25 protein-coding genes and 3 pseudogenes are annotated in these 26629 nt (G+C 70.0%); 8 read left to right on the top strand and 20 right to left on the bottom strand.

The annotated features are described in order from the left end of the window. Positions 1-115: 115 nt before the first annotated feature. The 6 genes and pseudogenes from ACFVWW_RS27375 to ACFVWW_RS27350 all read right to left on the bottom strand — a co-directional run. Positions 116-670 (bottom strand): annotated as a pseudogene (locus ACFVWW_RS27375) (sugar nucleotide-binding protein); the annotation flags it as partial. A 163-nt stretch (positions 671-833) separates the two neighbouring features. Then, positions 834-1106: pseudogene (locus tag ACFVWW_RS27370) on the bottom strand (NAD-dependent epimerase/dehydratase family protein); the annotation flags it as partial. Between the two features lie 436 nt (positions 1107-1542). Continuing rightward, on the bottom strand, positions 1543-2346 hold the full coding sequence (locus ACFVWW_RS27365) for an arylamine N-acetyltransferase (protein WP_386878133.1): 804 nt from the start codon (positions 2344-2346) through the stop codon (positions 1543-1545). A 745-nt stretch (positions 2347-3091) separates the two neighbouring features. Beyond that, a pseudogene (locus ACFVWW_RS27360) lies at positions 3092-3331 on the bottom strand (ComEC/Rec2 family competence protein); the annotation flags it as partial. Then, positions 3241-3792: a hypothetical protein gene (locus ACFVWW_RS27355; protein ID WP_384334803.1), complete on the bottom strand. Its 552-nt coding sequence runs from the start codon at positions 3790-3792 to the stop codon at positions 3241-3243. The gene ACFVWW_RS27355 and the pseudogene ACFVWW_RS27360, both read right to left, overlap by 91 nt. A gap of 258 nt (positions 3793-4050) precedes the next feature. Further along, positions 4051-5064: an NAD(P)H-dependent glycerol-3-phosphate dehydrogenase gene (locus ACFVWW_RS27350; protein WP_386878132.1), complete on the bottom strand. Its 1014-nt coding sequence runs from the start codon at positions 5062-5064 to the stop codon at positions 4051-4053. Positions 5065-5573: 509 nt separating this feature from the next. Here ACFVWW_RS27350 and ACFVWW_RS27345 point away from each other — a divergent pair. After that, complete coding sequence (locus tag ACFVWW_RS27345; RefSeq protein ID WP_384185784.1) at positions 5574-6269, top strand: type 1 glutamine amidotransferase domain-containing protein; 696 nt, start codon at positions 5574-5576, stop codon at positions 6267-6269. Positions 6270-6607: 338 nt separating this feature from the next. Here the strand turns inward: ACFVWW_RS27345 and ACFVWW_RS27340 are convergent, their stop codons facing one another. From ACFVWW_RS27340 to ACFVWW_RS27325, 4 genes are all read right to left on the bottom strand, one after another. Then, positions 6608-7246, bottom strand: a complete 639-nt coding sequence (locus tag ACFVWW_RS27340) for a hypothetical protein (RefSeq protein ID WP_386878131.1) — start codon at positions 7244-7246, stop codon at positions 6608-6610. After that, entirely contained in the window at positions 7239-8054 is an 816-nt protein-coding gene (locus tag ACFVWW_RS27335) for an alpha/beta fold hydrolase (RefSeq protein ID WP_386878130.1), read from the bottom strand. Before ACFVWW_RS27335 ends, ACFVWW_RS27340 begins: the two co-directional genes overlap by 8 nt. A gap of 231 nt (positions 8055-8285) precedes the next feature. After that, positions 8286-8513, bottom strand: coding sequence for a DUF5133 domain-containing protein (locus ACFVWW_RS27330; RefSeq protein ID WP_384334788.1), 228 nt, complete (start codon positions 8511-8513; stop codon positions 8286-8288). A gap of 141 nt (positions 8514-8654) precedes the next feature. Further along, positions 8655-9725, bottom strand: coding sequence for an NAD(+)/NADH kinase (locus tag ACFVWW_RS27325; protein WP_386878129.1), 1071 nt, complete (start codon positions 9723-9725; stop codon positions 8655-8657). 361 nt (positions 9726-10086) lie between these two features. Between ACFVWW_RS27325 and ACFVWW_RS27320 the strand changes: the two genes are divergently transcribed. Next, positions 10087-11079: a PRC and DUF2382 domain-containing protein gene (locus ACFVWW_RS27320; protein WP_386878128.1), complete on the top strand. Its 993-nt coding sequence runs from the start codon at positions 10087-10089 to the stop codon at positions 11077-11079. 118 nt (positions 11080-11197) lie between these two features. After that, positions 11198-11515, top strand: coding sequence for a hypothetical protein (locus ACFVWW_RS27315; RefSeq protein WP_386878127.1), 318 nt, complete (start codon positions 11198-11200; stop codon positions 11513-11515). Between the two features lie 82 nt (positions 11516-11597). Here the strand turns inward: ACFVWW_RS27315 and ACFVWW_RS27310 are convergent, their stop codons facing one another. The 3 genes from ACFVWW_RS27310 to ACFVWW_RS27300 form a co-directional block, all read right to left on the bottom strand. After that, positions 11598-11834: a nitric oxide synthase oxygenase gene (locus ACFVWW_RS27310; RefSeq protein WP_384334791.1), complete on the bottom strand. Its 237-nt coding sequence runs from the start codon at positions 11832-11834 to the stop codon at positions 11598-11600. Positions 11835-11965: 131 nt separating this feature from the next. Continuing rightward, positions 11966-12355 carry a cupredoxin domain-containing protein gene (locus tag ACFVWW_RS27305; protein WP_384185766.1) on the bottom strand — a complete coding sequence of 130 codons (390 nt, stop codon included), beginning with the start codon at positions 12353-12355 and terminating at the stop codon, positions 11966-11968. Positions 12356-12393: 38 nt separating this feature from the next. Further along, positions 12394-13020 (bottom strand): hypothetical protein, encoded by a 627-nt coding sequence (locus tag ACFVWW_RS27300; protein ID WP_384334657.1) that lies wholly within the window; start codon positions 13018-13020, stop codon positions 12394-12396. Between the two features lie 390 nt (positions 13021-13410). Here ACFVWW_RS27300 and ACFVWW_RS27295 point away from each other — a divergent pair, with 390 nt between their 5' ends. Continuing rightward, positions 13411-13995 (top strand): TMEM165/GDT1 family protein, encoded by a 585-nt coding sequence (locus ACFVWW_RS27295; protein WP_384185764.1) that lies wholly within the window; start codon positions 13411-13413, stop codon positions 13993-13995. Positions 13996-14053: 58 nt separating this feature from the next. On the opposite strand, the gene ACFVWW_RS27290 is transcribed toward ACFVWW_RS27295, so the two are convergent. After that, positions 14054-15106 carry an ABC transporter substrate-binding protein gene (locus ACFVWW_RS27290; protein ID WP_386878126.1) on the bottom strand — a complete coding sequence of 351 codons (1053 nt, stop codon included), beginning with the start codon at positions 15104-15106 and terminating at the stop codon, positions 14054-14056. 25 nt (positions 15107-15131) lie between these two features. Between ACFVWW_RS27290 and ACFVWW_RS27285 the strand changes: the two genes are divergently transcribed. Together ACFVWW_RS27285 and ACFVWW_RS27280 are read left to right on the top strand one after the other, a co-directional pair. Further along, positions 15132-16247, top strand: a complete 1116-nt coding sequence (locus tag ACFVWW_RS27285) for a FecCD family ABC transporter permease (protein ID WP_386878125.1) — start codon at positions 15132-15134, stop codon at positions 16245-16247. Then, entirely contained in the window at positions 16244-17305 is a 1062-nt protein-coding gene (locus ACFVWW_RS27280; protein WP_386878124.1) for a FecCD family ABC transporter permease, read from the top strand. Before ACFVWW_RS27285 ends, ACFVWW_RS27280 begins: the two co-directional genes overlap by 4 nt. A 16-nt stretch (positions 17306-17321) precedes the next feature. On the opposite strand, the gene ACFVWW_RS27275 is transcribed toward ACFVWW_RS27280, so the two are convergent. Beyond that, positions 17322-18974 carry an ATP-binding protein gene (locus tag ACFVWW_RS27275; protein ID WP_386878123.1) on the bottom strand — a complete coding sequence of 551 codons (1653 nt, stop codon included), beginning with the start codon at positions 18972-18974 and terminating at the stop codon, positions 17322-17324. Between the two features lie 106 nt (positions 18975-19080). Between ACFVWW_RS27275 and ACFVWW_RS27270 the strand changes: the two genes are divergently transcribed. Then, the gene (locus ACFVWW_RS27270) at positions 19081-19926 is read left to right on the top strand and encodes a response regulator (RefSeq protein ID WP_384334666.1); all 846 of its coding nucleotides are present in this window, start codon (positions 19081-19083) and stop codon (positions 19924-19926) included. Between the two features lie 50 nt (positions 19927-19976). On the opposite strand, the gene dhaK is transcribed toward ACFVWW_RS27270, so the two are convergent. The 5 genes from dhaK to ACFVWW_RS27245 all read right to left on the bottom strand — a co-directional run bounded on the left by dhaK (position 19977) and on the right by ACFVWW_RS27245 (position 25248). After that, positions 19977-20972, bottom strand: coding sequence for a dihydroxyacetone kinase subunit DhaK (gene dhaK, locus ACFVWW_RS27265; protein ID WP_384185752.1), 996 nt, complete (start codon positions 20970-20972; stop codon positions 19977-19979). Between the two features lie 122 nt (positions 20973-21094). Further along, positions 21095-21751, bottom strand: a complete 657-nt coding sequence (dhaL, locus tag ACFVWW_RS27260) for a dihydroxyacetone kinase subunit DhaL (protein WP_386878122.1) — start codon at positions 21749-21751, stop codon at positions 21095-21097. Between the two features lie 36 nt (positions 21752-21787). Continuing rightward, positions 21788-22579, bottom strand: a complete 792-nt coding sequence (locus ACFVWW_RS27255; RefSeq protein ID WP_384334672.1) for an HAD-IA family hydrolase — start codon at positions 22577-22579, stop codon at positions 21788-21790. A 4-nt stretch (positions 22580-22583) separates the two neighbouring features. Beyond that, a complete protein-coding gene (locus ACFVWW_RS27250) occupies positions 22584-23444 on the bottom strand; it encodes a ketose-bisphosphate aldolase (protein ID WP_386878121.1) in 861 nt (286 codons plus the stop codon). 91 nt (positions 23445-23535) lie between these two features. Beyond that, on the bottom strand, positions 23536-25248 hold the full coding sequence (locus ACFVWW_RS27245; protein WP_386878120.1) for an FAD-dependent oxidoreductase: 1713 nt from the start codon (positions 25246-25248) through the stop codon (positions 23536-23538). A gap of 194 nt (positions 25249-25442) precedes the next feature. Between ACFVWW_RS27245 and ACFVWW_RS27240 the strand changes: the two genes are divergently transcribed. Further along, positions 25443-26561, top strand: a complete 1119-nt coding sequence (locus ACFVWW_RS27240) for a SchA/CurD-like domain-containing protein (protein ID WP_384334678.1) — start codon at positions 25443-25445, stop codon at positions 26559-26561. Positions 26562-26629 lie beyond the last annotated feature (68 nt).

The raw sequence follows: 26629 nt of genomic DNA, 5'->3' as shown, positions 1-26629 counted from the left end.
ATCGGTCCGCCTGCGGGCGGGAGCGGTGAGCCTCACGCTGTGCCGCCCCGAAACTGTTCCCGGCGTACGCCGAGCGTGCCTGATCTGCAAAAGCGAGCCGCCGCGCTCCGGGCGGTCAAGCCGCCGGGGCGAGGAACTGGCGGCCGCCGCGCAGCGTGGTCCGCAGTGTGCGCTGGGTCGCGCGGCTGTCGAGGCGTACGTCGAGCGCCCCGGGAAGCGTGCTGTCTGCCCGCAGACCCGTGGGCAGTCGGGAGTCGTCGAGTCCGTCGCGCCTGGCTATGAGGATGCCGAGTTCGTGACGGCTCAGGGCCTCTTTTCCACCGAGATGGTGGATGCCGCTCGCATCTCCCGACGCAAGTTCCATGAGAGCTGCGGCCAAGTCGGCCACATGCACCGGGCAACGGATGTCGTCTGTGAACAGGACGCCGGCACGGGGCTCGGCGGCAAGTGCGTGCACAGCACGTTCGTGTACGGACTGCCCGTCGCCGATGATCAGCGAGGTGCGGGCGACCACGGCGTCCGGATGCACGAGAAGAACCCCTGTCTCCGCCGCGGCCTTCGCCGCCCCGTACGGGGTGACGGGATCGGGCAGGCAGGATTCGTCGTAGTGGACGCGGACGCCGGAGAACACGGCGTCACTGGAGACATGGATCAGACGGCTGCCGGACTTACGACCTGGTGCACGATAGCCAGCGGGCTCCCGACGCCCTGCGACTCCGCCTCCGGCGTTGTCGTCAGTCGACGACGCTCCGCGTCGCCTCCCTCCTCCGCCTTGGATGCGAAGCCGCAAGACGCCGCTCGCTGATCCACTGGCTATCGTGCACCAGGTCGTTAGCCGCAGCCATCGCCAGACGGACAGGACCCTCGGCTGTGACCGCCCAGTCCGCCTTGCCGCTCGACGCGTTGACGACGACACGAGGGCTGACCTCGGCCACGACCGCTTCCACACTTCCGGGATCCCGCAGGTCGAGGGCGTGCCAGGCGACCCCTGGAGTGCTCCCGGGCCGGGTCGCGTAGGTCGCGGCCGTCGCGTGCCCGGCCGCTGCCGCTTGCCGGACCAGCTCGGCATCCAAGAACCCGGAACCACCAACGATCAAAACTGTCACGCCGCGACACCCTAGACCGGCCGTGCCGAGTTGGGAGGCACGGAGGCTCTTGCTGGTGCAGCATCGGGATCCTCTTGGTGAAAGGTGCTGCCCTGGCACGTCGCCGCTCCCGCGGGAGGAACCGTCGGGGCCGTCTCAGCCGTCTCTCCGGGCGCACAGGCCCCTATCTGACGGAAAGCAGAGGCGGACGATGAGCGTGGCGGCGCCGGCCGCGAACCGTTTCTTCTCGACGCCTCGCACCGGGTGACGACGGCCGCCCGCCAACTCCCGTCTTGATCTCCGCCGCCCGGGGGTGGGCGAGCCCTTCCCGCCCATCCCCGGCTCGGGTGTGTCGGGCGTGTCCCGGAACGGGGTGCCGGGCCGGGCCGACGAGGTCGCGCCTCTGATCGCCCCTCACGAGGAAAAAGAGATGGCGGGCTTTGGACCGCCTAGCCACTCAGTCCGGCCGTCGGAGCACGGGCACCCGGTCGAGCCGCAGCCCGAAATGATCCCGGTAGGCGGCCAGGATCTCGTCCTCCCCGGACAGCGGCCGCTCCTGGCGGACACCGTGCGCGGTGATGACGAGCCGATCGCCGCTGAGGGTCAGGCGCCCGTCGTCGGTGAGCAGGGAGCAGACGAGCGAGGAGGTGAAGTGCGAGGCCGGTGAGGTGCTGTGGTACCAGGCTCCGGCCTCGAAGTCGGCGAGGACGCGGGGCCGCACTTCGAGGCGGTACTGCGCCACGCCGTCCCTGAGAACGTCCAGATCGCCGTCGGGCGCCGGGACGATACGGAATGTGCCGCCCGGGTCCTGCTGATCCCCGCGCTCGTCGAGGTCGAGGGGGCGGTGGCTGTGGTCGCCGAAACCGACGTCGGCGAGCCAACGGCGTGCGCCGCCAGGCGCGTTGTCCGCCACAGTCTCCACGAGCAGCGCGAGGTGGTCGTACGGAATGCCGGTCCGGCCCTCCGGGCCCAGGACCCGGGCCTGGACGAGCGTGACCCGGAAGCCGAGGTCGCGCAGGAGCGCGGCGAACGCCCCGTTGAGTTCGTAGCAGAAGCCGCCCCGGTGCCGCTCCACAACCTTGCGTACGAGTGCCTCCTCTTCGAGCACGATGTCCTCGCCGAGATGGATGGAGAGGTTCTCGAACGGCACGGAGCGCAAATGCCGCAACTGCAGCTCACGCAGGGCGGCGCCATCGGGGAGCGCGGGGCGGGTGGCACCGATCCGATGCAGATAGGCGGCGGTGAGCTGCGATGAATCCATGCGCCCAGTCTCACCCGCCCGCACACCGCCGAGCTACGCGTCGCTGGTCCTAGGTCCCCGGACCGAGGCCCGTCCCGGTCCCGGCCTACAAGCGCTCACGCTCCCCTCGCACCGGCTCTGGCACAGATCTTGGGGAGCGGTCGCGGAGCGTCACCGCGGTGTTTGATTGTGGGTTGGCTGCTCGTTCGTGAGACCGCGTACGCCCCGCCGTCTGACAGACTCAGCCGATCCACTGACGCCAGCGAGGTTCAGGCGACTTGCAGCGGCCCGTGCCAACCGCGAACCAGTAGGCCGCATCGGTGCGTTGCTCAGCAGTCCATCGCTTCCAGTTCACGATGGTCAGCAGCCGGTTCCCGCGGCTGTCGGTTGGAGGGGCGCTGACGGTGATCGCGCAGTGTGGCCGCACGGTGCGGGTCGCATACCAGCCCGGCATCGCAAGGACAACGGCCGCGAGGCATAGCAGCACCCTCCAGGAGGGGACGCGAACGCGACATCTCATGGACGAAGGGTACAGACTGGCTTTCTACGTGTGAACTGGGCTCTGGCACAGATCTTTGCGAGCGGTCGCGGAGGGTCACCAGGCCAGTCGCTTCGCTGCTGTGATCACACCCGTTCTTGCTGACGGAGCGTCATTCCCGGCCGTGAGGCGGGAAGGCGTACGCGGTCTCACGCGCATCTGAGTCATTGCGATCGAACACCGCAGTGACGCTCCGCGACCGCTCCCCAAGATCTGTGCCAGAGCCCCTCGCACCACCACTCGCCCTCCGGCGCCCGTGCCCGTCACCGCGATTGCCCCGTCCGTGTCCGTACGCAGCACCCTCGCTCCCCCGGCGCGCAGCGCGTCGACGGTCCGGGGCACGGGGTGTCCGTACGGGTTGCCCCGCCCCGCGGAGATCAGGGCGAGCCGGGGACGGACGCCGTGGAGCAGCCCCGAATGCTGGAAGCGCGAGCCGTGGTGCGCGACCTCGAGCACGTCGACCGGGGGCGGATCATGCTGTTCGCGCATCGGTCGGGCCGGCAGCGTTCGTCGAGAGGACCGATGTGTCCTTCGGGGATGATCACGTTCTCGAGGCAGACGGCGCCGACAGGGTTTGTCTGGTCGGCAGTGCAGTTGTTGAGCATGCCGAAGCGGATGTGGATCCGCGTGGTGCGCAAGAGCGTGTCGGCGGTGCGGGCGTCGCCGTTGCGGGCCTTGACCGTGGCGCCGATCTGGTCGAAGGCGTCCTTGACGCGTTCAGCGCCAGGCCCGAATCCGATCTCCTCGCCTGAGGAGTGGCGCTCGTAAAGGTCTTTGATCTTGCGGAACTTGACGTTGTCGAGGGCGTCTTCGAGGTATTTGGCCCACTCGGTGTCGGAGACGGCATAGCTGCGGGTGGGACGGCCGGTCGCCCTGACGAGCGGCTGGCCGTCGCGCGTTCGCGATCCGGTAGTACCGTCATTTCTCATCGACATCCACGAGTCAGGTGATCACCAACTGCCTTCGGAACCGGTCGGCAAACGCTGTTCCTGGCGATCAACGAGGCCACGATGGGCTGCTCGCCCCGTACGGACAGGATGCGGCCGTGTCCGAACCGGTGACCAGCCACATCACCAGGGCGAGGGTCACGACGAGCTGGACAGCGGACAGCCGGCGCCTGCATGACTGAAGCCTCCGGTACGGGAGGGTGAGGGTGCGGGAGCGAGCCCCATGGCGGGGCGCCGGGGTCAGCGCTCGGGTTTCGGGGGCCGCCGCATCAGCGCGGCGGCGGCCTCGTCGAGGGTGATCTTCTCGTGCAGCAGTGCGGAGATGATCTCCGTGATCGGCATATCGATCTCGTGGGCGCGGGCGAGGTCGAGAATCGCCTCCGCGCTCTTGACACCTTCGGTGGTCTGCCGCGTGGCGGCCGCGGCCTGAGCGACGGTCAGGCCGCGGCCGAGGTGGGTACCGAAGGTGCGGTTGCGCGAGAGCGGGGACAGACAGGTGGCCGTCAGGTCGCCCATGCCGGTCAGCCCGGCGAGGGTGGCCGGATCGGCGCCCAGGACCGTGGCCAGCCGGGTGGTCTCCGCCAGGCCCCGGGTGATGAGCATGGCCGCCGCGTTGTGGCCCAGCTGCATGCCGGTGGCGATGCCGACCGCGAGCGCGATCACGTTCTTCACCGCGCCCCCGAGCTCGCAGCCGATCACGTCGGTGCTGGTGTAGGGCCGGAAGTACGAGGTCTGGCAGGCCGTCTGGAAGGCGCGGGCTACAGCCTCGTCCGCACAGGCGACGGTGGCGGCGGCGGGCCGGCCGGCGACGATCTCCCGGGCGAGGTTCGGCCCCGACATCACCGCGATCCGGTTCGCGGGTACGCCGGTCACCTCGGCGATGACCTCGCTTGCCCGCTTCGCGGTGCCAAGCTCGATGCCCTTCATCAGCGACACGATCGCGGTGTCCGGACCGATGTGCGGTACCCACGCCGCGAGGCTGGCCCTTAGGGACTGTGCGGGGATGGAAATCACGAGGTAGTCCGCGCCGTCCAGCGCGGCGGCCGGATCGGTCATGGCCACCAGGGATGCGGGCAGCTCGATGTCCGGGAAGTAGACCGGGTTCCGGTGGCTGCTGTTGATCGCGTCGGTGATCTCGTCCCGGCGGGCGTGCACGGTGACGTCGGTGCCGGCGTCGGCCAAGACCTTGGCGACGGCGGTACCCCAGGACCCGGCCGAGAACACCGCCGCGCGGGCGGGGCGCTGCTGGCTCACTGTGAGGTCCTCTCGCAGGACGCGGGGCCGTCGCAGAGGTGGCGGCCGGGCCCGGTCATGCTATCGGCCACCCCGGGGGCCGCCGGTGCTGTCGCCGAGCGGCACAGGGTCAGCAGGACCGCGCGCCGCGATGACATCGAGCAGACCCTCAGCGCCGCGACCTGCGCACCCACCGCAGCGTCCTCCAGCTACGCGCCGACCTCAAGGACGTCACGGGGAGCTGACCGTCGAATGGCTGCCGACCGTCACGGAGCGTACTGCCGCACGCGAGCGTGTTGGGCGGTAGCTTCTGCGGCCTTCGGCCGGGAAAGCGCCGTCTGCCCCATAGCTCGTTCTACCGATATCCCGATCACGACGCGCTCAGGGTCCGGGGCCGGCATGCGCCCGTACCGCTGTGCGTATCGGGCAACAGCGTCATCGACAGCAGCAGGATCCGTAAGGGCATGCGCCCGATCGAGTGCGTGATTAGGCTAAAAGGAGCAAATCGTTCGAGTGGAGGCGGATGAGCGATGGCGAAGATCCTTTTCATAGTGAGCGGTGCGACGTACTGGGTGCTCAAGGACGGCACCAGGTACGCGACCGGATACTGGGCCGAGGAGTTCGCGAACCCGTACAAGCTGCTCACGGACTCCGGTCATGAGGTGGTTGTCGCGACACCGGGCGGCACGATCCCGAACGTCGACATGATGAGCTTGCGCCCTTCGATGACCGGCGGGGAGCAAGGGGCGCTCGACCTGGAGGCGATCATCCGCGACGCGGAGGTGATGCGACGGCCGCTCAAGGTGTCGGACGTCCGCCTTGAGGACTACGACGCGGTCTACCTTCCGGGAGGCCACGGCCCGATGTCCGACCTCGCCTGGGACGCGGACGTGGGCAGGCTGCTGACGGCGCAGCTCACCTCGGGCAATCCGCTCTTCATCGTGTGCCACGGCCCGTCCGCCATTCTGGCCACCAGGATCCACGGTGAATCGCCCTTCAAGGGGTACAAGGTTTCCTGCTTCACCAACGAGGAGGAAGAAGCCGTCGGCATCGCCTCCAGGGCGCCGTGGCTGCTGGAGACCGACCTGAAGGAGAAGATCGGCGTCGAGTACAGCCGTGGCCCGATCTGGGAGCCGTACATGGTGGAGGACCGCAACCTGGTCACTGGGCAGAATCCCCACTCTGCCGCGATTCTGGGTGAGCGGCTACTGAAGGTCCTCGCCTGACGGACGGCATTTCGGAGTGCGCCTCATCCTCAGCGGCACCTTGGACCGGTACCCAAGCGCATCGACAATCGACACGCCTTCACCACCCGCACCAAGGGCGCTGCCACGGAAAAGCCCAAGCTGGACCTCAACCCCCGCGAGTACTTCCGCCGCAGCTTCGTCAGGCAATCGGGGCGGGCTCTTGGGGGTCAGGATCGGCGCGTACGCGACGCCGGCTATGACGCTTTCATCGAAAAGTACCTGCTGACGCCAAGGGTGCGGTCCAGCACTCGGCGGGACCACCGCGCACCGAAGTAATTGTCGTCCGGCAGACGACCGACTTCGGCGGCCGAGGCGGGTTATCCCCGCGCGGGACGCAGCAGAATCTCGCTGCCGATGGGAGTGAAACCGCAGGCGAGGAAGGCACGCAGGGAGCGGGCGTTGCCTGGCGAAACGGCGGCGAAGACCGGTTTGCCTTCCGGGACCAGCGAGAGGGCATCGGCGAGGAGCGCCCGCCCGTGCCCTGGGCCGCTGTCCTGAGTGCGGTGGAGTTCGATGCTCAACTCCCGTCGCCCGGCGAGGCCGTCGGCCAGGGTGATGAGGCCGCGGTCGTCACCGTAGACCTGGACGTTGGTCCGCAGTTGCCGGGCGTGGCGGACACGTGAATGGTCATCCGCGTCGGTCAGCTCCGCCAGGCGTGGGATGCCGCCGGTCCCGCGGGCGGTGAGTGTGGCGTCGGTAACGCCGATCCAGCCCTTGGGACCGGCGAGGTGGCGCAGGAAGTCCGGGGAGAGAGACGCGCCGAAACCGTCGGGGTCCTGGGCGTATACGGCCTGGCTGGTCATGGCGGTGGCGATGACGGCGTGACCGGTAAAGGCGACCGAGCATTCGAGACCCCCGGGCAGGGGCGGCAGCACCGTCACCCGGCCGTCGACCGGCGGGAAGCGGCCGTCGGCAGCGTCTATGAAGAAGGTGAGGAGCGGGTGCGCTTCACGCACGGTCGGCTACCTGCGTGTTGAGGAAGTCCAGTAGCGCCGCGTTGAACTGCTCGGGCTGCTCGACACCGGGCAGGTGACCGGCCCGGTCGATGACGGTCAGCGTGGCGTGCGGGATGAGGTGGTGGATGTCCTCGGCGTTGCTGATCGGGGTGTAGACGTCGTCCACGCCGACCACGATCAGGACCGGTGTCTCGACGGCGGTGAGGGTGTCGCGGTAGTCGGGGCGTTCGGCTCGGCCCCGCAGGGCGGCAGCGGCGCCCTGCGGGTCGGTGGCGCGCATCATGCCCAGAACGTGTGCCGCCACGTCCGGCAGGGCGGTGACGTTGTACGTGGCCAGCATCTTGTCGATCACCTCGCCCGCGTACCCGTCCATGCCCTCAGCCAGCAACCGATCGGCCAGGCGGTTGCGGAACTCCTTGCCCTCCTCGGTCTCGGCGGGCGCGGATGTGTCGGACAGCACGAGGGCCCGCACCCGCTGCGGGTAGCGGCGCTGGAACTCCATGGTGATCTGGCCGCCCATGGATACCCCACCGATGACCGCACGCTCCACGCCCAGGTGGTCGAGGAGGGCGGCGATGTCGTCTGCGAAATCGGAGAGGAAGACTTTGCCGGGGGTGACGCTGCTGTCGCCGTAGCCGCGCAGATCCGGGGCGATCACGCGGTATCCGGCCGCCTCCAGTGCCTTGGCCGACGGCGCCCACAGCGTGCGGTTGAACGGATGACCATGAACGAGGACAACCGGCAGACCGTCCGACGGCCCCTGGTCGTCGTAGTGCATCGTGGCATCGTTCAACACTGTGCGGCTCATGCCGGACACCCTAACGTGATGATCAGCGGTGACTCCGTTGATCAACCGTCACGTCGGTTGAAGCGGCTCAAGCTCCGTGAGCCTCAGGACGTTCGACGAGGACGCCACGTTCGGAGGAGGGGGCAGGCGCGGAAGAGCATGTGACGTCGGTCGCGCGGCGCCAGTTGCGGCTGATCAGCCTCGGCTGCCGGCACTGGACCAACTGAGACTGAGAACGGCAGCGGGCTGCGCTCAGCCACTCAGCGACGAGTCGTCCGCCACCCGCGCGCCGGGCAGTTGGTACCTGGCGGCGACCAGCGCCGCGTCGGTATCACTGGTGCCGGTGGCGACGCAGAGCATGTAGGCGACGTCCCTGAACTCCTGGCCTGCGGTGGCGCTTCCCCTTTCGGCATGCTGTACGGCCAGGGCTTCGTAACGCTTCACCAGGTTGCGCAGGATGACAGGGTGAGCCAGCAGCACGTCGGTCTCCACGGGTGAGAAGGAGCAGAGTCGATCATCAGATGCCCCGCGACCGTCATCTGATGCCCTTTCAACGGTAGGGGAGTTGTCCGCCCCGCGGGTCACCGTGGCGCCAACCGGCCACGCCCGCCGGCGGAGTCGTCAGCGGCGGGACGGCGGCGGGGGCAGGCGCAGATGGGCCAGGTCGTACGGCACCGGGCTGTCGGGGCGGAAGAGCGGGGAGGACTCGCCGTCGGCCGCCGTGGCGGGGGCGTCGGTGAGCCGGAAACGCTCGCGCAGTCTGGTGTAGAAGTCGGTGGGGCCCAGCCGGACCAGGCGCAGCCGTTGCCTGGCCCCGTACACCCCGACCCAGTCCCCCGGATCCAGCACCCCCCGCAACTGGCCGTCGATACTGACCGCCACCTGCCCGGAGTGGTGCAGTACCCGCAGCGCCACCGGCTCGTCGGGAGCGGCCACCACCGTGCGGTTGAAGGTCATGTGCGCCGCCACCGGGGTGAAGACCACGGCGTCCATGTGCGGGGAGAGCACCGGGCCCCCGGCGGCGAAGCTGTAGGCGGTCGAGCCGGTCGGGGTGGCGACGATGACGGCGTCCGCCGAGTACGACGCGAGGAGCCGGCCCGCGATATAGACCCCCAGGCTCGCTTGACGGTCCCGGGCGAGCTTCTCCAGAACGATGTCGTTGATGGCGGTGACATCGAGCGCCACCCCCCAGCCCTCGCCCTCGGTGGTGTCGGGCCGGACGTGCGGCGGCGGCAGCGTCGGCCCGCGGCCGTAGTGCAGCAGCGCCTCCATGCCCGACGGGATCTCCAGTACGCGCGAGGCGCGCATGGTGAGGGTCATCCGCTCCTCGACCGTCGCGCGGCCCTCGTTGACCGCGTCCAGGGCCTTCGTGACCCCCTCGGCGGGCACCTCGGTGAGGAAGCCCACCCGGCCCAGGTCGACCCCGAGCACCGCGGCGTCGTTCGTGGCGGCGATCCGTGCCCCGCGCAGGAAGGTGCCGTCCCCGCCGAGCGTGACGACAAGGTCGGGGTTGCCCGCCAACGAGGCCTCTTCCTGGCCGCCGTGCCGCGGTTCGTGCTCCTTCCACACATCGATCTCCTTGCACGGGATACCTCGCGCCTCGCACCAGGCGTGGACGGTGCGGGCCGCCTCGACGGCCGCCGCGCGGCCCTGGTGGACCACGACCCCGATACGTTCCACAGGCTTGCCCACGCTCTCCGTCGGTCCGGTCCCGCTCCCCGGGAATCCGTCTGCTCCCCCAGTCCGTCTGCTCCCTCAGTCAAGGATGACCGGAGAACGGGGAACGCGGGCAGTCCACAGCGTCCCGGCGCGCCGGATTCCCCAGGTCCCCTCCGATCCGGCATTCACCCGAATGGCGGATAGTGCCGACGGTGCGCTCCATGCGGGTGAGCGCTGCCCGGAGGGCGAACCGCGGCCGTGACCGGGCTCTCCCCCGGTTGCCGTGAGCCCCGCACGGAGGCGCGATGGACGGGTGCGCGACTGACCGTGAGGGACCTGGCCGTGAGTGTCCGGCCCCGCAGCCGTGCTTCCCCCACGCGAGGAGTGATCGCTGATGTCAGCGGACGGCGTCTTCAACAACCCCAACGAGCTGAACGGCCTGACCGCGTACGACCAGGACGGCGACAAGATCGGCAACGTCGGCCATGTGTACGTCGACGACCGCACGAGCCGCCCGGAGTGGGTGACCGTGAAAACCGGCCTCTTCGGTATGAAGGAGAGTCTCGTCCCCCTGGCCGGCGCCCGGCGCGACGGCGAGAACCTCCACGTCCCGTACCCCAAGGAGACCGTCAAGGACGCACCGCGCCTGGACGCCGACGAGCATCTGGACCCCAGCCAGGAGCAGCAGCTCTACCAGCACTACGGCATCACCGGCACGGGGGGCGGCATGGGCACGCGTACAGGGACCGGCACCAGCGGCGGCATGGGGACGAGCGCCGGCATGGGGACCGGTGCGGCCGCCGGCATGGGTGCGGCGACGGGCAAGGGCTCCGGCGCGAGCTCGGGAATGACGTCCGGCACAGGGATGCCGCCCGACGCCGCCACCACACCCGCGGGAACCCCGGGAATGGCCGGAGCCGGGGCGGGGGCCGGGATGAGGGGCACCGCCGCCCGTGGCAGCCAGGAGGACGCCTCCCGCCACCAGAGCGAAGAGCTCATACGGTCGGAGGAGCAGCTGCACATCACCACCGAGGAGCACGAGGTCGGCCGGGCCCGGCTGCGCAAGATCGTCGTGACCGAGAACGTCACCACGTCCGTACCCCTCAGCCACGAGGAAGTCCGCGTCATCCACGAACCGATCGCCCCCGGCGAGCCCGGCGGCGCCGGCCGCTCGATCATCGGAGAGGCCCAGACCGAAGTGACCCTGCACGCGGACCAGCCGGTCATCCGGAAGGAGACCGTTGCCGTCGAGCGCGTACGCATGGAGACGGAGAAGGTGACCGAGGAGACGGATGTCGCCTCCGAGGTCCGCAAGGAACAGATCGAGTACGACCCGGGCCGCACCGACCAGGACCTCGGCGACAAGCGGGGCCGCCCCAGCCACTGACCCTGCCCCCGGCACCACGCCCCGCCGGCCACGCACGCGTGGCCGGCGGCGTGAGCGCACCCGTGGCGTGTCGGGCGCGGACGGGTGTGTCGGGCGCGGTGCTGGACAAATGTTGAGTATGACCACCTACGTAGTGACGATCCCCGGCACGCTGAAAGAGGCGCTGACCGACGAGGCCCGGTCAATTCTGGTCGGAGCCCTCCGGCCCGCGGATCCGAAGGGCACCGACTTCGGAGCGGCCGAAGACCTGGACCTGCTGTCCGTCGACAGTGAGCAGTCCACGTTCACCGTCCGGCTCGAAGTCGAGGCCGACGATTCGAACGCGGCGGGAGAGGAGGCCCGGCGGATCGCGAGCGACGCCCTCGACAAAGCGGGGTTCACCATCCGGACCGCGCCTCTCGGAGAGCCTGTCATCACCGGTATCGACGCCGAATAACCGAACCGCTCGCCCCGGACCTGCCGGGCCGCCCGGCCCGCCGCGTATGTCCGGGGCGGCCGGCCGTCTGCGCCTGTCCCGCTCATGACCCGGGGCCAAACGATTCGCCGCGCGCGCGGTCCAGTGCCTCGGGATGATGTACGAAACCCGGGCGAAGCTCGGTCGCGTCGTACGTACGGTGGAAGACGGGGGTCGTCGCCCCTGACATAGGCGGCACGATCCAGGCCCAATCGGCGTGTACGTCACGGCCCTTGCGTGCCTCGCCCTCCACATGGTGCAGAAAGCGCACCGACTCGGCGTGTTGGCTCCTCGTGGTGATGCGTACGGATGAACTCCTCGGCCTCGCGCCAGAGCGCGGGCGGGGCCGGTACGGCGACGGCCCGCACCGCCTGCCCCGGTCTGCGTTTCCTCTTTCGACCGGGCCGCACCTCGGTCAGGGGCTCCGAGGGGTCAACGGACGGTGAGGGTGCCCTTCATGAAGGGGTGGATGGTGCACATGTAGCTGTAGGTGCCGGCTCTGGCGGGCGCGGTGAAGGTGGCCGTCTTCCCGGCGGCGATGTCGCCGGTGTTGAAGGCTCTGCCGGTGACGGCGGTCAGGGTGTGCGTGACGCTGTCCTTGTTGGTCACCGTGACCTTCGTGCCCGGGGCCACGGTAAGTGCGGCGGGCATGAACGTGAAGTTGTCGATGGTGATCTCCACCTTCCCGCCGGCGGAGGGAGCGGGCGTGGTGGACGCGGGCGAGCTGCTGCCGCCGCCGGAACAGCCTGCGAGGGTGGTGACGCAGACAGCGGCGAGGGCGGCCGCGAGGCGTGTGCGTCCGGCGCGGTGCGGGAGCGGCATGGTCCCTCCGGGCTGTCGGGCCCCGGCCCTGCTCAGGGTCAGTAGCTGCTGGAGCTCGCCGAGCCGCTGGGGCTCGCCGAGGTGGTGCTGGGGCTGGCCGAACCGCTGGAGCTCGGGAGCGGGGTGGTGATCTTCTTGCCGTCGGTGCCGATGACGTACCACTTGGCGCCGAAGGCGGTCAGGCCCTGGCCGTTGAACTCGTCGGCCTTCTTGTCGGGCTCGAACCGGTACAGGGGGTGACCGTCGTACGTGACCTGCTTCTTGCCGTCGCTGCGGGTGCTGGTGGACAGCAGGCTCTGCTTGACGCCCCCCTTGTCGGCCTGCGGCTTGGCGGTGATGACCAGCGGCGGCCAGTCCATGGCGCAGTCCCCGTCGCAGGTGGACTTGCTGGTCTTGTCCGCTTCGAAGATGTAGAGGGTGCGGCCCTTGTAGTCGACCAGGACCTTCCCGAGCGGCCCGGTCTTGGCGGACACCTTCCCGGCATCCGGGGACGGCGCGGACGAGCTCATCGAGGGGGAGGTCGACGCGCTCCCGGAGGCTGTCGCGAAGTCCGCCGGCTGCTCGTTCACGGACGATCCGCTCCCGCTGTCGGAACATCCGGCGAGCGCCGCGGCGCACAGTAGGGCCGTGGCCACGGCGGTGGCTGTCCTGGTATTGCTCCTCATCAATGACTCCTCTGATCCGGCCACCCCGGGGGGCAGCACTCCGGCCGCCTGATCACGGCCGCACCCCCCACTACACGGCACCGCCCGGCACCGGGCCACCTGGCAGAGCCGTCCGACGTACCCCACACCGGTGACAGCGTCCTCATCGAATGGGGTATCGTGAGCGGCTGCGAAGGGGAGTAGCCCCGCGAACCGGTCGTCGACACACTGGAGCCCTCGGGTTCCCGGTGGCCGGGCCCGCCGATCCGGCGGGCGGGCGAGACCTTCGGTCAGGCATTGACGTGTCCGCGTCCCGCGGGCACCACCGTCGTGCCGGGCCGAGTGGTCCTCCTGGCTCCTGACGGTGCTTCGCGAAGATCCGGGTCCGGCCCTCAGAGAAAGCCACCCGGAATGCATCTCGACCCCCTGGCGATCCTCACCGCCTTCGGGCTGATCTTCCTTGCGGAGCTCCCCGACAAGACCATGTTCGCGTCCCTGGCCATGGGTACGCGCATGCGCCCCCTCTACGTCTGGTTCGGTACGTCGACGGCGTTCATCGTGCATGTCGCCATCGCCGTCGGGGCTGGCAGCCTGATCGGCCTCCTGCCCGACTGGATCGTCAAGCTCGTCTCCGCCGTCCTCTTCGCCTTCGGCGCCTTCATGCTGCTGCGCAGCGGAGGCGACAACGATGACGAGGACACGGAGAGCAAGACCGTGACCGGCTTCTGGCCCGTCTACTCCACCGCTTTCATGGCCGTCTTCATCAGTGAGTGGGGGGATCTGACCCAGATCACCACCGCCAACCTCGCCGCCAGCAACGGCACCTGGTCGACCGCCATCGGTTCGGCCGCCGCCCTGATGTCCGTCTCCGCGCTGGCGCTCCTCGCCGGCCGCTTCATCGCCACCCGCGTCCCGCTCAAGACCGTCCAGCGCATCGGCGGCCTGTGCATGCTCGGCCTCGCCATCTGGTCCGTCACCGAGATCTTCATAGGCTGACGGCCACCGGGCCCCGCTCCGGGAGGAGCGGGGCCCGGTTCTGCGCGGGTGTCCCGCCTCATCGCGTCGTCGTGAGGTCCTTCTTGAGTACGGCCAGGACGTCGCGGGCCGCCGTGGGGCCGGTGTTGAGGTAGAAGACGTCGTCGTCGACCGGTATCGCGGTCTTGCCCGCGACCGCGGACAGCGTCGGCCAGAGCGGCGCCCCGGTGAGGGCAGACGCCTTGGCCGCGCTGCCCTGGACTCCGTAGAAGAGCCAGTCGGCGTCGGCACGGTCCAGCTGCTCGTTGCTGATGTCCTGTGAGGTCTCGTCGAACCGCTGGCTCTCGGGCCGCCCGAGCCCGGCGTCCTCGGCGATGCCGCCGGTGAACGAGGGCACGCCGAAGACCCGCAGGCGGTCACCGTTCAGCCGCAGGAAGGACACGGTCACCGGCTTGTCGAGCGACGGGCCCAGGCGCGCGGCGTCGGCGTGGAAGCTGTCGAGGAACTCCTGCGCTTGCCCGGTCCTGCCGAGCCCGTCGGCGACGAGCAGGAAGTCCTGCTTCCAGTACAGCCCGGTGCCCTGCGTGGCGACGGTGGGCGCCAGGGCGCTCAGGGCGGTGTAGAGGCTCTTGGCGTTCTTGCCGGCGGTGTTCATCAGGATCAGATCCGGCTCGATGTTCGCGATGGTCTCCAGGTCGGGGTCGACACGGGAGCCCACGTCGGCGACCTTCGCCAGCTGAGCGGCGTCCTCGGGAAAGTCGTCCATGAGGTATTGGGGTACGAGATCGGCGCCGTCGCCCCGGGTCGAGCCGGCCGGAACCGTACCGAGCGTGAGCAGCGCGTCGGCCTGGCCGGTGGAGATCACCACGACCTTCCTGGGTTCGGCCTTGATGGTGGTCCTGCCCTCGAAGTGGCTGACGGTGCGCGGGAATTCACCGTCCGGTTTGCCGCTTCCCATGCCCTTGGGCACGGAGCGGGGCGCGGTGTGGGTCGATGCGGCCGAGGGGGCTTCGGCCGGACCGCCACCCGAGGAGGCGTTCGAGTTCGCGGAGCAGCCGCTGAGCGACAGGGCGCCGGCTACGACAACGCCGCTGATGAGACGGGTGAGATGGAGATCACGGAAGCGGTTCACGGTCGATTAGCTTAGGCTTCCCTAAGTGTCGACGAGTAGGTATGGCAGTCATGCGATAGATCACATATCCGGAGGCGGGGATTCCGCGCATCCGCCGCCGCCCCCAGGCGGCCGGCGGCCCGGCACACCGCGGACCGGCCGGCTCCGGGGCGGGAACCGGCTCGCGGTCCTGGTGGTCTGCCTCGGCATCGTCGTACTGCTCGTCCTGGTCAGCCTGGGCGTCGGCGCCCGGAGCGTGCCACTGGGGACCGTATGGCGCGTCCTGTTCCAGGACGACGGGAGCGCGGAGGCCATCATCGTCCGGCAGTTGCGGATGCCCCGTACCGCCCTGGCCGTCCTCGTCGGGGCGGCGCTGGCCGTGGCCGGTGTGGTCATGCAGGCCCTCACCCGTAACCCGCTCGCCGAGCCGGGCATCGTGGGCGTCAACTCCGGCGCGTCCTTCGCGGTGGTGATCGCCATCGCCGGATTCGGCGTCACCGGAGTGTCCGGCTACATCTGGTTCGCGTTCGCCGGAGCGGTCCTGGCCGCCCTGCTCGTCTTCGCGCTCACTTCGGGCGCCACGAGGTCCCACCACCACACCCGGCTCGTGCTGGCGGGTGCGGCGCTGTCGGCGAGTCTCGGGGCCTGTACCGGCATCCTCACCATGTTCAACACCGCGGCCTTCGACTCCTATCGCTTCTGGGTGGTGGGAGCGCTGGAGAACCGGGGTACGGAAGCCCTCACCGCCATCGTCCCCTTCGTCGTCGCCGGAGCGGTGATCGCGCTCGTGCTCGGCCCGTCCCTGAACGCCCTGGCGCTGGGCGACGACGTCGGCACGGCGCTCGGGCTCAGAGTGCCCTGGGTACGTGCGGCGGGCTTCCTCTCGATCATGCTGCTGTGCGGCGCCTCGACCGCCGCCGCCGGGCCGATCGCGTTCGTCGGACTGGTCGTCCCGCACGTCCTGCGGCTGGTGCTCGGCCCCGACCTCCGCTGGCTGCTGGCCTTCTCCCTGCCGGGCGGCGCGATCCTGCTGCTCGTCAGCGATATCGCGGGCCGGGTGATCGCCCGCCCCGGCGAGATCGAGGTCGGTATCGTCACCGCCTTCATCGGGGCCCCGGCGCTGCTGTGGCTGGTCGTCAGGCGCGGGCGGGTCCAGGCGTGAACACACCGCGTCGTTCAACCGCCCCGGCCCGGGTGCTGCGGCTGCCCGGAGGGATCACGCTGCGCTGCTCGGGGCGGGCCGCCGCCGTCGTAGCGGTCCTGGTGCTGGGCTGCGCGGCGGTCTGGGTGCTCACCCTGTTCACCGGTACGTACCGGATCGGTGCGGCCCAGATCGTCGACGTACTCACCGGGGGCGGGTCCGGCACCGACCGCTTCATCGTCGTCGGCCAGCGGCTGCCGCGCGTCTGCGCGGCGCTCCTGGTCGGAGCGGCCCTCGGCCTGTCGGGCGCGCTGTTCCAGAGCCTGTCGCGCAACCCGCTCGGCAGCCCGGACGTCATCGGGTTCACCACCGGCTCCACCAGCGGCGCGCTCGTCGTCATCCTGGCCGGCGGCGGCACAGCCGGACTGGGCGTCGGCGCGGGCTCGGTCCTCGGCGGTCTGGTCACCGCGGCGGCCGTGTACGGATTCACCGCACCGCGCGGAGTCTCCGGCAACCGGCTGGTCCTCGCCGGCATCGCCATCGGCGCCATGCTCGCCTCGGTCAACGACTACCTCATCACCCGGGCCGATCTGGAGTCTGCGGAAAGCGCCAAGGCCTGGACCTTCGGCAGCCTCAACGCCATCTCCTGGCCCCAGATCACCCCCCTGGTGATCGCCCTGCCCGTCCTCGCCGCGGCGGCGCTGGCCGTGGGCAGACCGCTGAGACTCATGGAGATGGGGGACGACACCGCGGGCGCCCTCGGGGTGAACGTCCCGCGGATCCGCGCCCTCGCCCTGCTGCTCGGCGTCGCCCTGGCCGGCGCGGCCATCGCCGTCGCGGGGCCCATCGGCTTCCTCGCCCTGGCGGCCCCTCAGCTCGCACGCAGGATCGCCCGCTCCCCCGGCGCTCCGGTCGGATCGGCCATGGTCACGGGCGCGCTTCTCCTCGCCACGGCCGACCTGCTCGCCCAGCGCCTCCTCTCCCCCTTCCAGATCCCCGTGGGACTGGTGACCGGAGCCCTCGGCGGCGTCTACCTGCTGTGGCTGCTGTCGAGGGAGAGGCGGAGCGCCCCGGCCTGACGCCGGTGATCCCGCGTCAGGCCTGAGGGGCCGGCGCCTGAGCGGGGATGTCGAGCGCGGGAAGGGTGAAGGTGATCCGGGCGCCGGGGGCGTGGTGCGGGTCCACGGCGATCGTTCCGCCGTGGAACTCCACGATCTTCTTGCACACGGCCAGGCCGATACCGTTCCCGCCGTACGTTTCACGGGTGTGCAGCCGCTGGAAGATGATGAAGACCCGCTCCGTGTGCTCGGGCTCGATTCCTATGCCGCTGTCGGTGACGGAGAAGTGCCAGGTGTCGCCCCGGCGTTCGGCCCCGAGGTGGATCCGCAGGGGGCGCTCGGGGTCACGGAACTTGAGGGCGTTGCCCAGCAGGTTCTGCACCAGCATGGTCAGCTGGGTGGCATCGCCCGTGAGGACCGGCAGGGCGTCGTGGGAGATCCGGGCGTCCGCGTCCTCGATGGCGATGCTGAGCGAGTCGACCGTCCGGTCGAAGGTCTCCTGAAGGTCGACGGTGGCGGTCTGGTTGTGCATCCGCCCGACGCGGGAGAAGTCCAGAAGATCGTTGATGAGGGTCTGCATCCGTGTGGCGCCGTCCACCGCGAAGTGGATGTACTGGCCGGCTCGCTCGTCGAGCTGTTCCGCGTAGCGCCGCTGGAGGAGCTGGCAGAAGCTTGCGACCTTCCGCAGGGGTTCCTGGAGATCGTGGGAGGCGACGTAGGCGAACTGCTCCAGTTCGGCGTTCGAGCGGCGCAGATCCGCGGCCTGCTCGTCGAGGCGCGTACGGGCGTCCTCGGTGAAGGAGAGCTCGCCCACGAGCCGCCGTCGCATGGCGTCGACATCGTCCGCGAGTTTCCGCACATCGGCCGGGCCCTCGCTGGTGACGGGCCTGGTGAAGTCGCCGTGCGCGACCAGGCGCGCGTCACGGGAGAGCTGTTCCAGCGGGGTGGTGATGCCGCGCCGCAAGCCGATGAAGATCATCCCTGGCAGGGCGAGGATGAGCACGGCGATGGTGGAGAACACCCAGTTGCGCAGGGTCCTGACCCCTTGGAGATCGGCACGGGCCGTGGCGCGCTCCGTCTCCAGGTGCCGCTGCTGTGTGACGAGCGCGGTGCGCAGCGAGTCGAAGGATGCCTTGCTCGCGAGCGCTCGGGCGGGATCCGCCGGTACGGGGCGGCCGGCCGGGGCGGTGACGATGGGGCGGACGTACTGCGCGCGCCAGGAGTCGGCCCGTGCCAGGACCAGGTCGAGGTCGGCCGCCGAGCGGCGGTCGTCCCCGAGCGCCTGCCGGAGGGTGGCGCCGGCTCTGGTCTGGTCACGCAGCCCGGAGCGGTAGGGCTCCAGAAACGCGCTGTCACCGGTGAGTTCGTAGCCCCGGACCCCGGTCTCCTGGTTGACCAGCGCCGATTCCAGTCGTACGGACGCGATGAGCGCGGGCGAGCTGTGGTCCACCAGGCGGGTGTTGATCTGCGTGGAGTGCGTCAGGACCCAGGCGCCGAGGGCGGAGAGCGCGGTGAGCAGCAGGAGAGAGACACAGACTCCCGTCGTGAGCCACCGCCGCGTCGTCCACCGGCCCGTCCACCGGCTGGTGTCCCGCGTGGGCGCCTGAGCCGGAGCGGTCGTGTCCTCGTCCGGGCGGCGTGCGGGCACCGCATCCGGGGTCGGGCGGCGTGCGGGTGAGGGGACGCTCACTGTTCGCTCCTGGAGTCGGAGGCCACCACCGGCCTGACCACGACGGCGTCAGCGTACTCTCTTCGACAACTGTTGTTGTCGAGGGGGATGCGTCTACATTGTGGCCATGCGCCGGAACGACTTGTCCTCCCAGTTCAGCGAGGAAGACATCGACCGGATGACGGTCCTCGCGGTCGACGACCTTACCCACCGGCTCGCCGACCAGGTCTTCGACGTGCCCGTCCCGGGCCCACGGGACGGGTCACCGGAGCCCGCGGGCGGCGATGGGGCCGGTGACCCGGGCGAGGCCGCGGCCGGCTCTCTCGCCCGCTTGCGCATCCTCATGCACCTCAACCGTGCCGTGGAGCGCCAGGCACGTACCGAAGCCGAACAGGCCGCACGGGCGGGAGCCGGCTATCCGCAGCTCGGCGACGCCTGGTACATCACCCGCCAAGGAGCCCGGCGGCGATGGCCGGGGCTCGTCTTCACCGCCGCACCCCCCGCGCGCCCCATACCCCCGCAAGAGAGCAGGAACTCCCCCATGAACAGCCTCAGCCACTCCTATGACGTCCTGCTGGTGGAGGACGACCCAGCCGACGCCCTGCTCATCGAGGAAGCCCTGCAGGAACATGGGATGGCCCGCTCCATCAACCAGGCCGAGGACGGCGTGGCGGCGCTGGAGTACCTGCGGGACGCCGAGAAGCCCCGCCCGGACCTGATCGTGCTCGACCTGAACATGCCGCGTATGAACGGCCGGGAACTGCTGACCGTACTGAAGGACGATCCGCAGCTGCTGACCATCCCGGTCGTGGTCCTGACCACGTCGGGCGCCCCGGACGACGTGCGCTCCGCGTATCACCAGCACGCGAACGCCTATGTCATCAAGCCGCTCAATCTGGACGACTTCATCCAGGCCGTACGGAGCATCGACGCGTTCTTCCTCGAAACGGCGGTCAAGCCGCCGAGGCGCTGACACCGCCCGGCGGTGCGGGCCGGGCGGCGCGGGCCCCGGTTCCCACCCGGTCAGAAGACGCGGATCGGGGTCTCGGCGGGGTCCGCGAGCAGGTCCGAGATCTCTTCGTCCAGCCGGACCAGGGTGATGGAGGCGCCGGCCATGTCGAGCGAGGTGCAGTATTCGCCGACGTAGCTGCGGCGTACCTCGATGCCGCGGTCGGCGAGCTGCTTGTGGGCCAGCCCGTACACCAGGTAGAGCTCACCGATCGGGGTGCCGCCGAGGCCGTTGACCATGAGGGCGACGCCGTCGCCCGAGGTGAACGGCAGGTCGTCGACGACGGCGGTGACGAGTTCCCGCACGATCCCCTCGGCGGGCTGGAGCTTCTCGCGGCGCCGGCCCGGCTCGCCATGGATGCCCACGCCCATCTCGATCTCGTCGTCGGGCAGGTCGAACAGCGGGGATCCCTTGGCCGGCGGAGTGCACGCCGTGAGCGCCATGCCCATGGTGCGGGTGACGGAGTTGACCTTCTCACCGATCCGGTACACCTCGTCGAGGTCGGCGCCGCGTTCGGCGGCGGCCCCGGCGGCCTTCATCACGAAGAAGTTGCCGGCCACCCCGCGCCGGCCGACCGTGTAGGTGGAGTCCTGTACGGACACGTCGTCGTCGATGAAGAGCGTACGGACGGTGAGACCGTCGGCCTCCGAGAGCTCTTGGGCCATCTCGAAGGCCATGCGGTCGCCCGTGTAGTTGTTGACCAGCAGCAGGACGCCCTTGGGGGACGCGACCAGCTTGACGGTCTCGTAGACGTAGTCGGTGGGCGGCGCGGAGAAGATGTCACCCGGGCAGGCGGCGTCGATCATGCCCTTGCCGACGGACATGACATGGGCCGGCTCGTGCCCTGATCCCGATCCCTGGACGAGGGAGACCTTGTCCGGGCGCGGGGCGTCGGCGCGCATGATCAGGTTGTACTCGGGGACGTACCGGAGGGTGTCGGGGTTGGCCAGGGCCAGCCCCTGCAGCATCTCCGGGACGAAGTTCTTCGGGTCGTTGACGAACTTCTTCATACGGTCGCTCCTGGTGCTCGGCGTTGCGGCGCGGGGACGGTTCTCGGCGTTGCGGCGCGGGGACGGTTCTCGGCGTTGCGGCGCGGGGACGGACTCGGTCCTGGGTCGGTCGGTGGGGCGGGTCAGGTGCGTGCGGCCCATGCGTCGGCGACGCGTTCCGCCATGACCGCCACCGCCACGGCTCCGGCGTCCGGGGAGCCGATGCTGCGCTCGCCGGTGTAGCTCGGCCTGCCGCGCATGGCCCGCATCGGGGTGGTCGCGTCGGCGGCGGTACGGGCGGCCGACGCCGCGACCCTGGCCAGGCCGGCGGAGCGGTTCGCCGGGTCGCCGGCGCCGGTGTGCGCCTCTTTCTCCAGCGCGTCGGTCATCGGGATCAGCGCGTCCAGCAGCGTCTTGTCACCGAGATCGGACCTGCCTCGCGTCTTGATGCCCTCGGCGGCGGCGCGCAGCATGGCGACCGCGTCCTCGGCGTTCAGTTCGGCCCGGTCACTGACGGCTCCGGCCGCCCGGAGGAACGCGGTGCCCCACAGCGGCCCCGAGGTCCCGCCCACCCGCTTGGAGATGACCAGGGCCACCTTCTTCAGGAACGCCGACGGGGAGCTGCGGTCGAACGAGTCCCAGTCCGCGAGAACGATCTCGAAGCCCCGCGCGAGCGAGTATCCGAAGTCCCCGTCGCCCACGACGGCGTCGAGGTCGGAGAACGCGCGCTCGTTGTCTACCGAGGTCTGGGCGATGGTTCTGACGACGAACTCGAGATCACTGGCTGGTGTCGATGGCATGTCTCTCCTGACTGGACTCTCCTGACCGGCGTGACGTCAGTGCGGGCGGGGTGCACCGGTGAGCAGGAACGCGAGGTCGGCGAGCCGGACGAAGGGACGCGGGTCGGCGCCGAGCGGGTCGCTCAGCACCTCCGTGGTGGTCGCCTCCGGTCCGGGGTCGCCCAGCGACGACACGACCAGCAGCGCGCCGGTGAAGTCCTCCTGCCGGGTGTACGCACTGGTCGTGACGGCGCATCCCAGGCCCGCGTCCAGCGCCGCACGCATCCCGTTCCGGCTGTCCTCGATCACGACCACGGCCGCGGGGTCGAGCCCGAGGTGGTCCACGGCGTACTCGTAGATGTCCGGCGCCGGCTTCTTGCGCGGGACGATGTCGCCGGCGAACACACTGAAACGCGCGGCGAGTTCCGGGCCCGCGGCGAGTTCGAGCACGCTGCGTACGGACGGCTCGGCCGAGGTCGAGGCGACGGCCAGGGTCCACCCGGCGGCGTCGGCCTCGGCCGCGACGCGCCGTACACCGGGCCGGGGCGGAATGGCGCCGCCCGCGATGATCGCCTGATAGATCTCGGTCTTGCGCCGGTGCCACCGGGCGACCTGCTCGTCGAGCCCGCCGGGGTCGGTGGGCAACCCCGCTTCGGCGATGAACTCCGGGGTGAGAAGCGTCTTCATCCGCTCCTTGCCGCCACCGACCTTCAGCTTCTCGGCATAGTCGCTGTCGCTCCACCGCACGGGCAGGCCGAATTCCTCGAAGGTCCGGTTGAACGCGGGCAGATGCCCGTAGCGCTCGGTGTCGGCGAGGACGCCGTCGCAGTCGAAGACGAGAGCGGGCACGGTCTCACCCGGCCCGGCCGGCGCTGCCGAAGGTCGTCATGAGTGAGCCGGTCATGTCGATGACATCCTGACGGACGGACCGGAACAGGGAGGGCGGATCCCATTTCTGTCTCTCCGCGGCCGATTCCAGGAAAGCCAGGTTCGACTTCATGAACTTCTCCTTGAGCGCGGTCGAGATATTGACCTTCGCGCACCCCCGGGAGATGAGATCGCGGAACTGCTCGTCGGACAGACCGCTGCCGCCGTGGAGGGCGATCGGCAGGGGGTACGCCGCCACGATGTCGGAAACCCGGTCGAAATCGAGTACCGGCGTTCGCTTGTAGGTTCCGTGAGCGTTTCCGATGGCGGGCGCGAAGACGTCGACGCGGGTCGTCCTGAGGAACTCCAGAGCCACGTCCAGGTCCTTCTGGGCGGCCGCGCTGTCGCTGCCGATGTCGTCCTCGACCCCCGTGATGGACTCGATCTCGCCCTCCACGTGGGCGCCGTACCGGCGGGCCTCGGCGACGACCTCGACGGTCTGCCGCATGTTCTCCTCCACCGGCAGCCGCGAGGCGTCGAACAGCACGGAGTTCCAGCCCCGGTCCAGGCACTCGGTGATGACCGCGCGCTCGGGACAGTGGTCCAGATGCAGCGAGACGGGCACCTCGATACCGGCCGTCATCGACGTCCACATCGTATGGAGCACGTCGCTGCCGATCGATTTGACCGTCTTGACGGACGTCTGCACGATCAGTGGCGAGGATTTCTCCACGGCGGCCGCGAGAACCGCCTCCATGGTGAGGTCGTTGAAGACATTGATGGCCGGCACGCCATAACGCTTTTCGAAAGCGTCGGACAGGATGTCGGTCAGCGGCACGACAGGCACGGGGACTCCTGGGATCGGACTCGCCCGAATCGGATCGGGCTCATGCAACCATGCGGCGCCGGTCGGGAAGGCGCCGGTCGGGCGGCGGCCCTCAGGCCCGGCACAGCACCGAGGTCATGACGTCGTGGAGGGCCACTTCCGGGTCGGACACGGCCCCCGCCGACCGCCAGGCCACGAAGCCGTCGGGACGCACCAGTACGGCGCCTTCGGCGGTCGTGCCGTGGGCCTCGGCCCAGTCGGCCCCGTCCTCGGTCACCAGATCGGCGTCCGGTCCCGCGCCGACGCCGTAGACATCGAGGCGGAGGGAGAGCCGGTCAGCGACGCGCTTCGCCGCCGAGCGCCAGGGCGCGCCCTCGGCGCCGCTGAGCAGGACGAAGGACCGCTCGTAGAGATCCAGGGTGGACTTGCGCACGTCGCGTTCACGGACCCACAGGTGCGGTGCCCGGGTGCCGGGGTCGCCCGTCAGCCGCATCCGCTCGGGCACGACGGGCAGTGCGGGGTCGACGCCCACCACCGCGCCGCGGGCGTAGCGGTAGCCCATGGCCACCGAGAGCATCCCGCCCTGCTTCCCCCCGCCCACGCCGGGCGCGGCGGCGTACCCCGGGTGGCTGTGTTCCCCGGAGCGTGCCGAGGCGCGCTCGCTCGTCGCCCGGGCCACCGGCCGGCGCTCCGCGTCGTACGTCTCCAGCAGGCCGGGGCCGGCCGAACCGGCCAGCACGGCGGCGAGCTTCCAGGCGAGGTTGTGCGCGTCCTGGATTCCGGTGTTGGAGCCGAACGCGCCGGTGGGTGACATCTCGTGGGCGGAGTCCCCCGCGAGGAAGACCCGGCCGGTCGAGTAGCGCTCCGCGACCCGCTCGGCCGCGTGCCACGGCGCCTTGCCGGTGATCTCGACATCGAGGCCGGGTACGCCGGTCGCCCTGCGGATGTGCTCCGCGCACCGCTCGTCGGTGAAGTCCTCCAGGGTCTCGCCCCGGTCGGGCTGCCACGGCAGGTGGAACACCCACTTCTCCCGGTTGTCCACCGGCAGCAGAGCGCCGTCCGCTTCGGGGTTGGTCAGGTAGCACACGATGAAGCGACGGTCGCCCAGCACCTGCGCGAGACCCTCGGAACGGAAGGTGACGCTCACGTTGTGGAACAGGTCGCCGGAGCCCGTCTGGCCGATACGGAGCTGTTCCCTGACGGGGCTGCGGGGCCCGTCGGCCGCGATGAGATAGTCCGCGAGCACGGTGGTGTCCTCCCCCGTCTCCCGGTTCTTCACGACCGCGCGCACGCCCGTCGCGTCCTGCTCGAAGGAGAGCATTTCGGTGGCGAACCGCAGGTCTCCCACGTGCTTGCGGGCCTGGGCCAGCAGCACGGGTTCCAGATCGTTCTGACTGCACAGGCACCAGCCGCTCGGGCTGAAGCGCGCGAGCGCGCCACCGGGGTCGATCTCCTTGAACAGCCATTCCTGGTCGTCGCCGGTCAGCGAACCCGCCTGCAGGATGCCGTGGTTGTCGGCGAGGACCGACGCGGCCTCCCGGATCAGCGGCTCCACGCCCGCCGTGCGGAACAGCTCCATCGTGCGCACGTTGTTCCCGCGGCCGCGTGGGTGTGTCGAGGTGGCCGCGTGTTTCTCGACCAGCAGGTGCCTGATGCCGAGCCGGCCCAGGAACAGGGAGGCGGACAGGCCCACCAGGGAGCCGCCCACGATGAGGACCGGTACGCGGTGGTCGACGTGTGTGTTCATGAGGTGCTCCCGAGCTCGGCGTCCTGCGGGGATGAGGTTTCCATGCCCCCGGCAGGACCGCTTCGGACGCCCATTCACCCGCTTGGTTCCCACATCTCGCGCCACCCCTACCAGCAGCCCACGATCGATTCCAGGAGCGACACCCGCGCAACTGGGGGGGCAAGCCACGCACATCCGCGGGGTGTGCGACCCGCTCCGATCGCAGTGACGACTGACGGCTGACGGCAGCCCACCGGACGTGGCCGCCGCGCCGCCTCGAAGGAGTGTGGAAAATGACAGCATTGTCGGAACGGATCTCGCAGTCTGCCTTCGACGGCTCCAGGCTTCGGGTGGTACTGCTCCTGGACCTGTACGACGGTGCCCAGAAGCAGTTCCTCGAGGCGTACGAGCACCTGCGCAAGCAGGTGGCCTCCGTCCCCGGACACCTCAGTGACCAGCTGTGCCAGTCCATCGAGAACCCCTCGCAGTGGCTCATCACCAGCGAATGGGAGAGCGCACCGCCCTTCCTCGCCTGGGTCAACAGCGAGGAGCACGTGCAGATGGTCCAGCCGCTGCACGCCTGCGTACGGGACACCCGGTCGCTGCGTTACAGCGTTCTGCGGGAGACCGGAAACGTCAGCGCGAGCGCCTCCGAGTCGGTCAAGGGCCGCCTTCAGGCCTCTCCCCGTCTGGGGGACGGGGTGGTCCGGCACGCCCTCACCTTCACCGTCAAGCCGGGCAGCGAGGACGTCGTCGCGAAAATCCTCGCCGGGTACAGCTCCCCCAACGCGCAGGTCGACGAGAACACCCGGCTGCGCCGCACCTCGCTCTTCATGCACGGAAACCGCGTCGTACGGGCGGTCGAGGTCGAGGGTGACCTCCTGGCGGCGCTGCGCCATGTGGCCAGGCAGCCCGAGGTCAGGGCCGTAGAGGAGTCCATCAACCCGTATCTGGAGCAGGACCGGGACCTCTCCGACCCCGACTCCGCCCGGATGTTCTTCACCCGCGCCGCTCTGCCGATGGTGCACCACGTGGCGGCGGGCGGGCACACCCCTGCGGGAGTCCAGCGGCACGCACTGTTCTACCCGGCCAAGCAGGGCTGCGGAATGGCGCTGGCCCGGCTGCTCGCCGATCAGGACGAGACAGCGGCCGACGACCCCACGAGCCCCATCGACAGCAGCACCATTTTCCAGCGGGACGACATCGTCGTCCGGCTCATCGAGATGACCGGCCCGGTCGACGCGCGGCCCGCTCTGACCCTCGGCGTCGACGGCCCCCGCAAGGCAACCGTCCTGTCGCGGCTGCTCGACAGCGACGCGGACGGCCTGCCGGCGAGCGACGAGGAGATCGCCCGGTTCCTCGTGCGCTCCGAGATGAGCCTGATCACCGACCGGCAGGCACAGGAGTCCTGAGCTCCGCGTCTCCACCACGGGGGCTCGCGCACCACGTCCTTCGCACACCGCATCTGGAGGAAGCAGTC

The sequence above is a fragment of the Streptomyces sp. NPDC058198 genome (assembly GCF_042882605.1).
Classification (GTDB): domain Bacteria; phylum Actinomycetota; class Actinomycetes; order Streptomycetales; family Streptomycetaceae; genus Streptomyces.
This window is presented reverse-complemented; position numbering and strand designations above follow the sequence as displayed.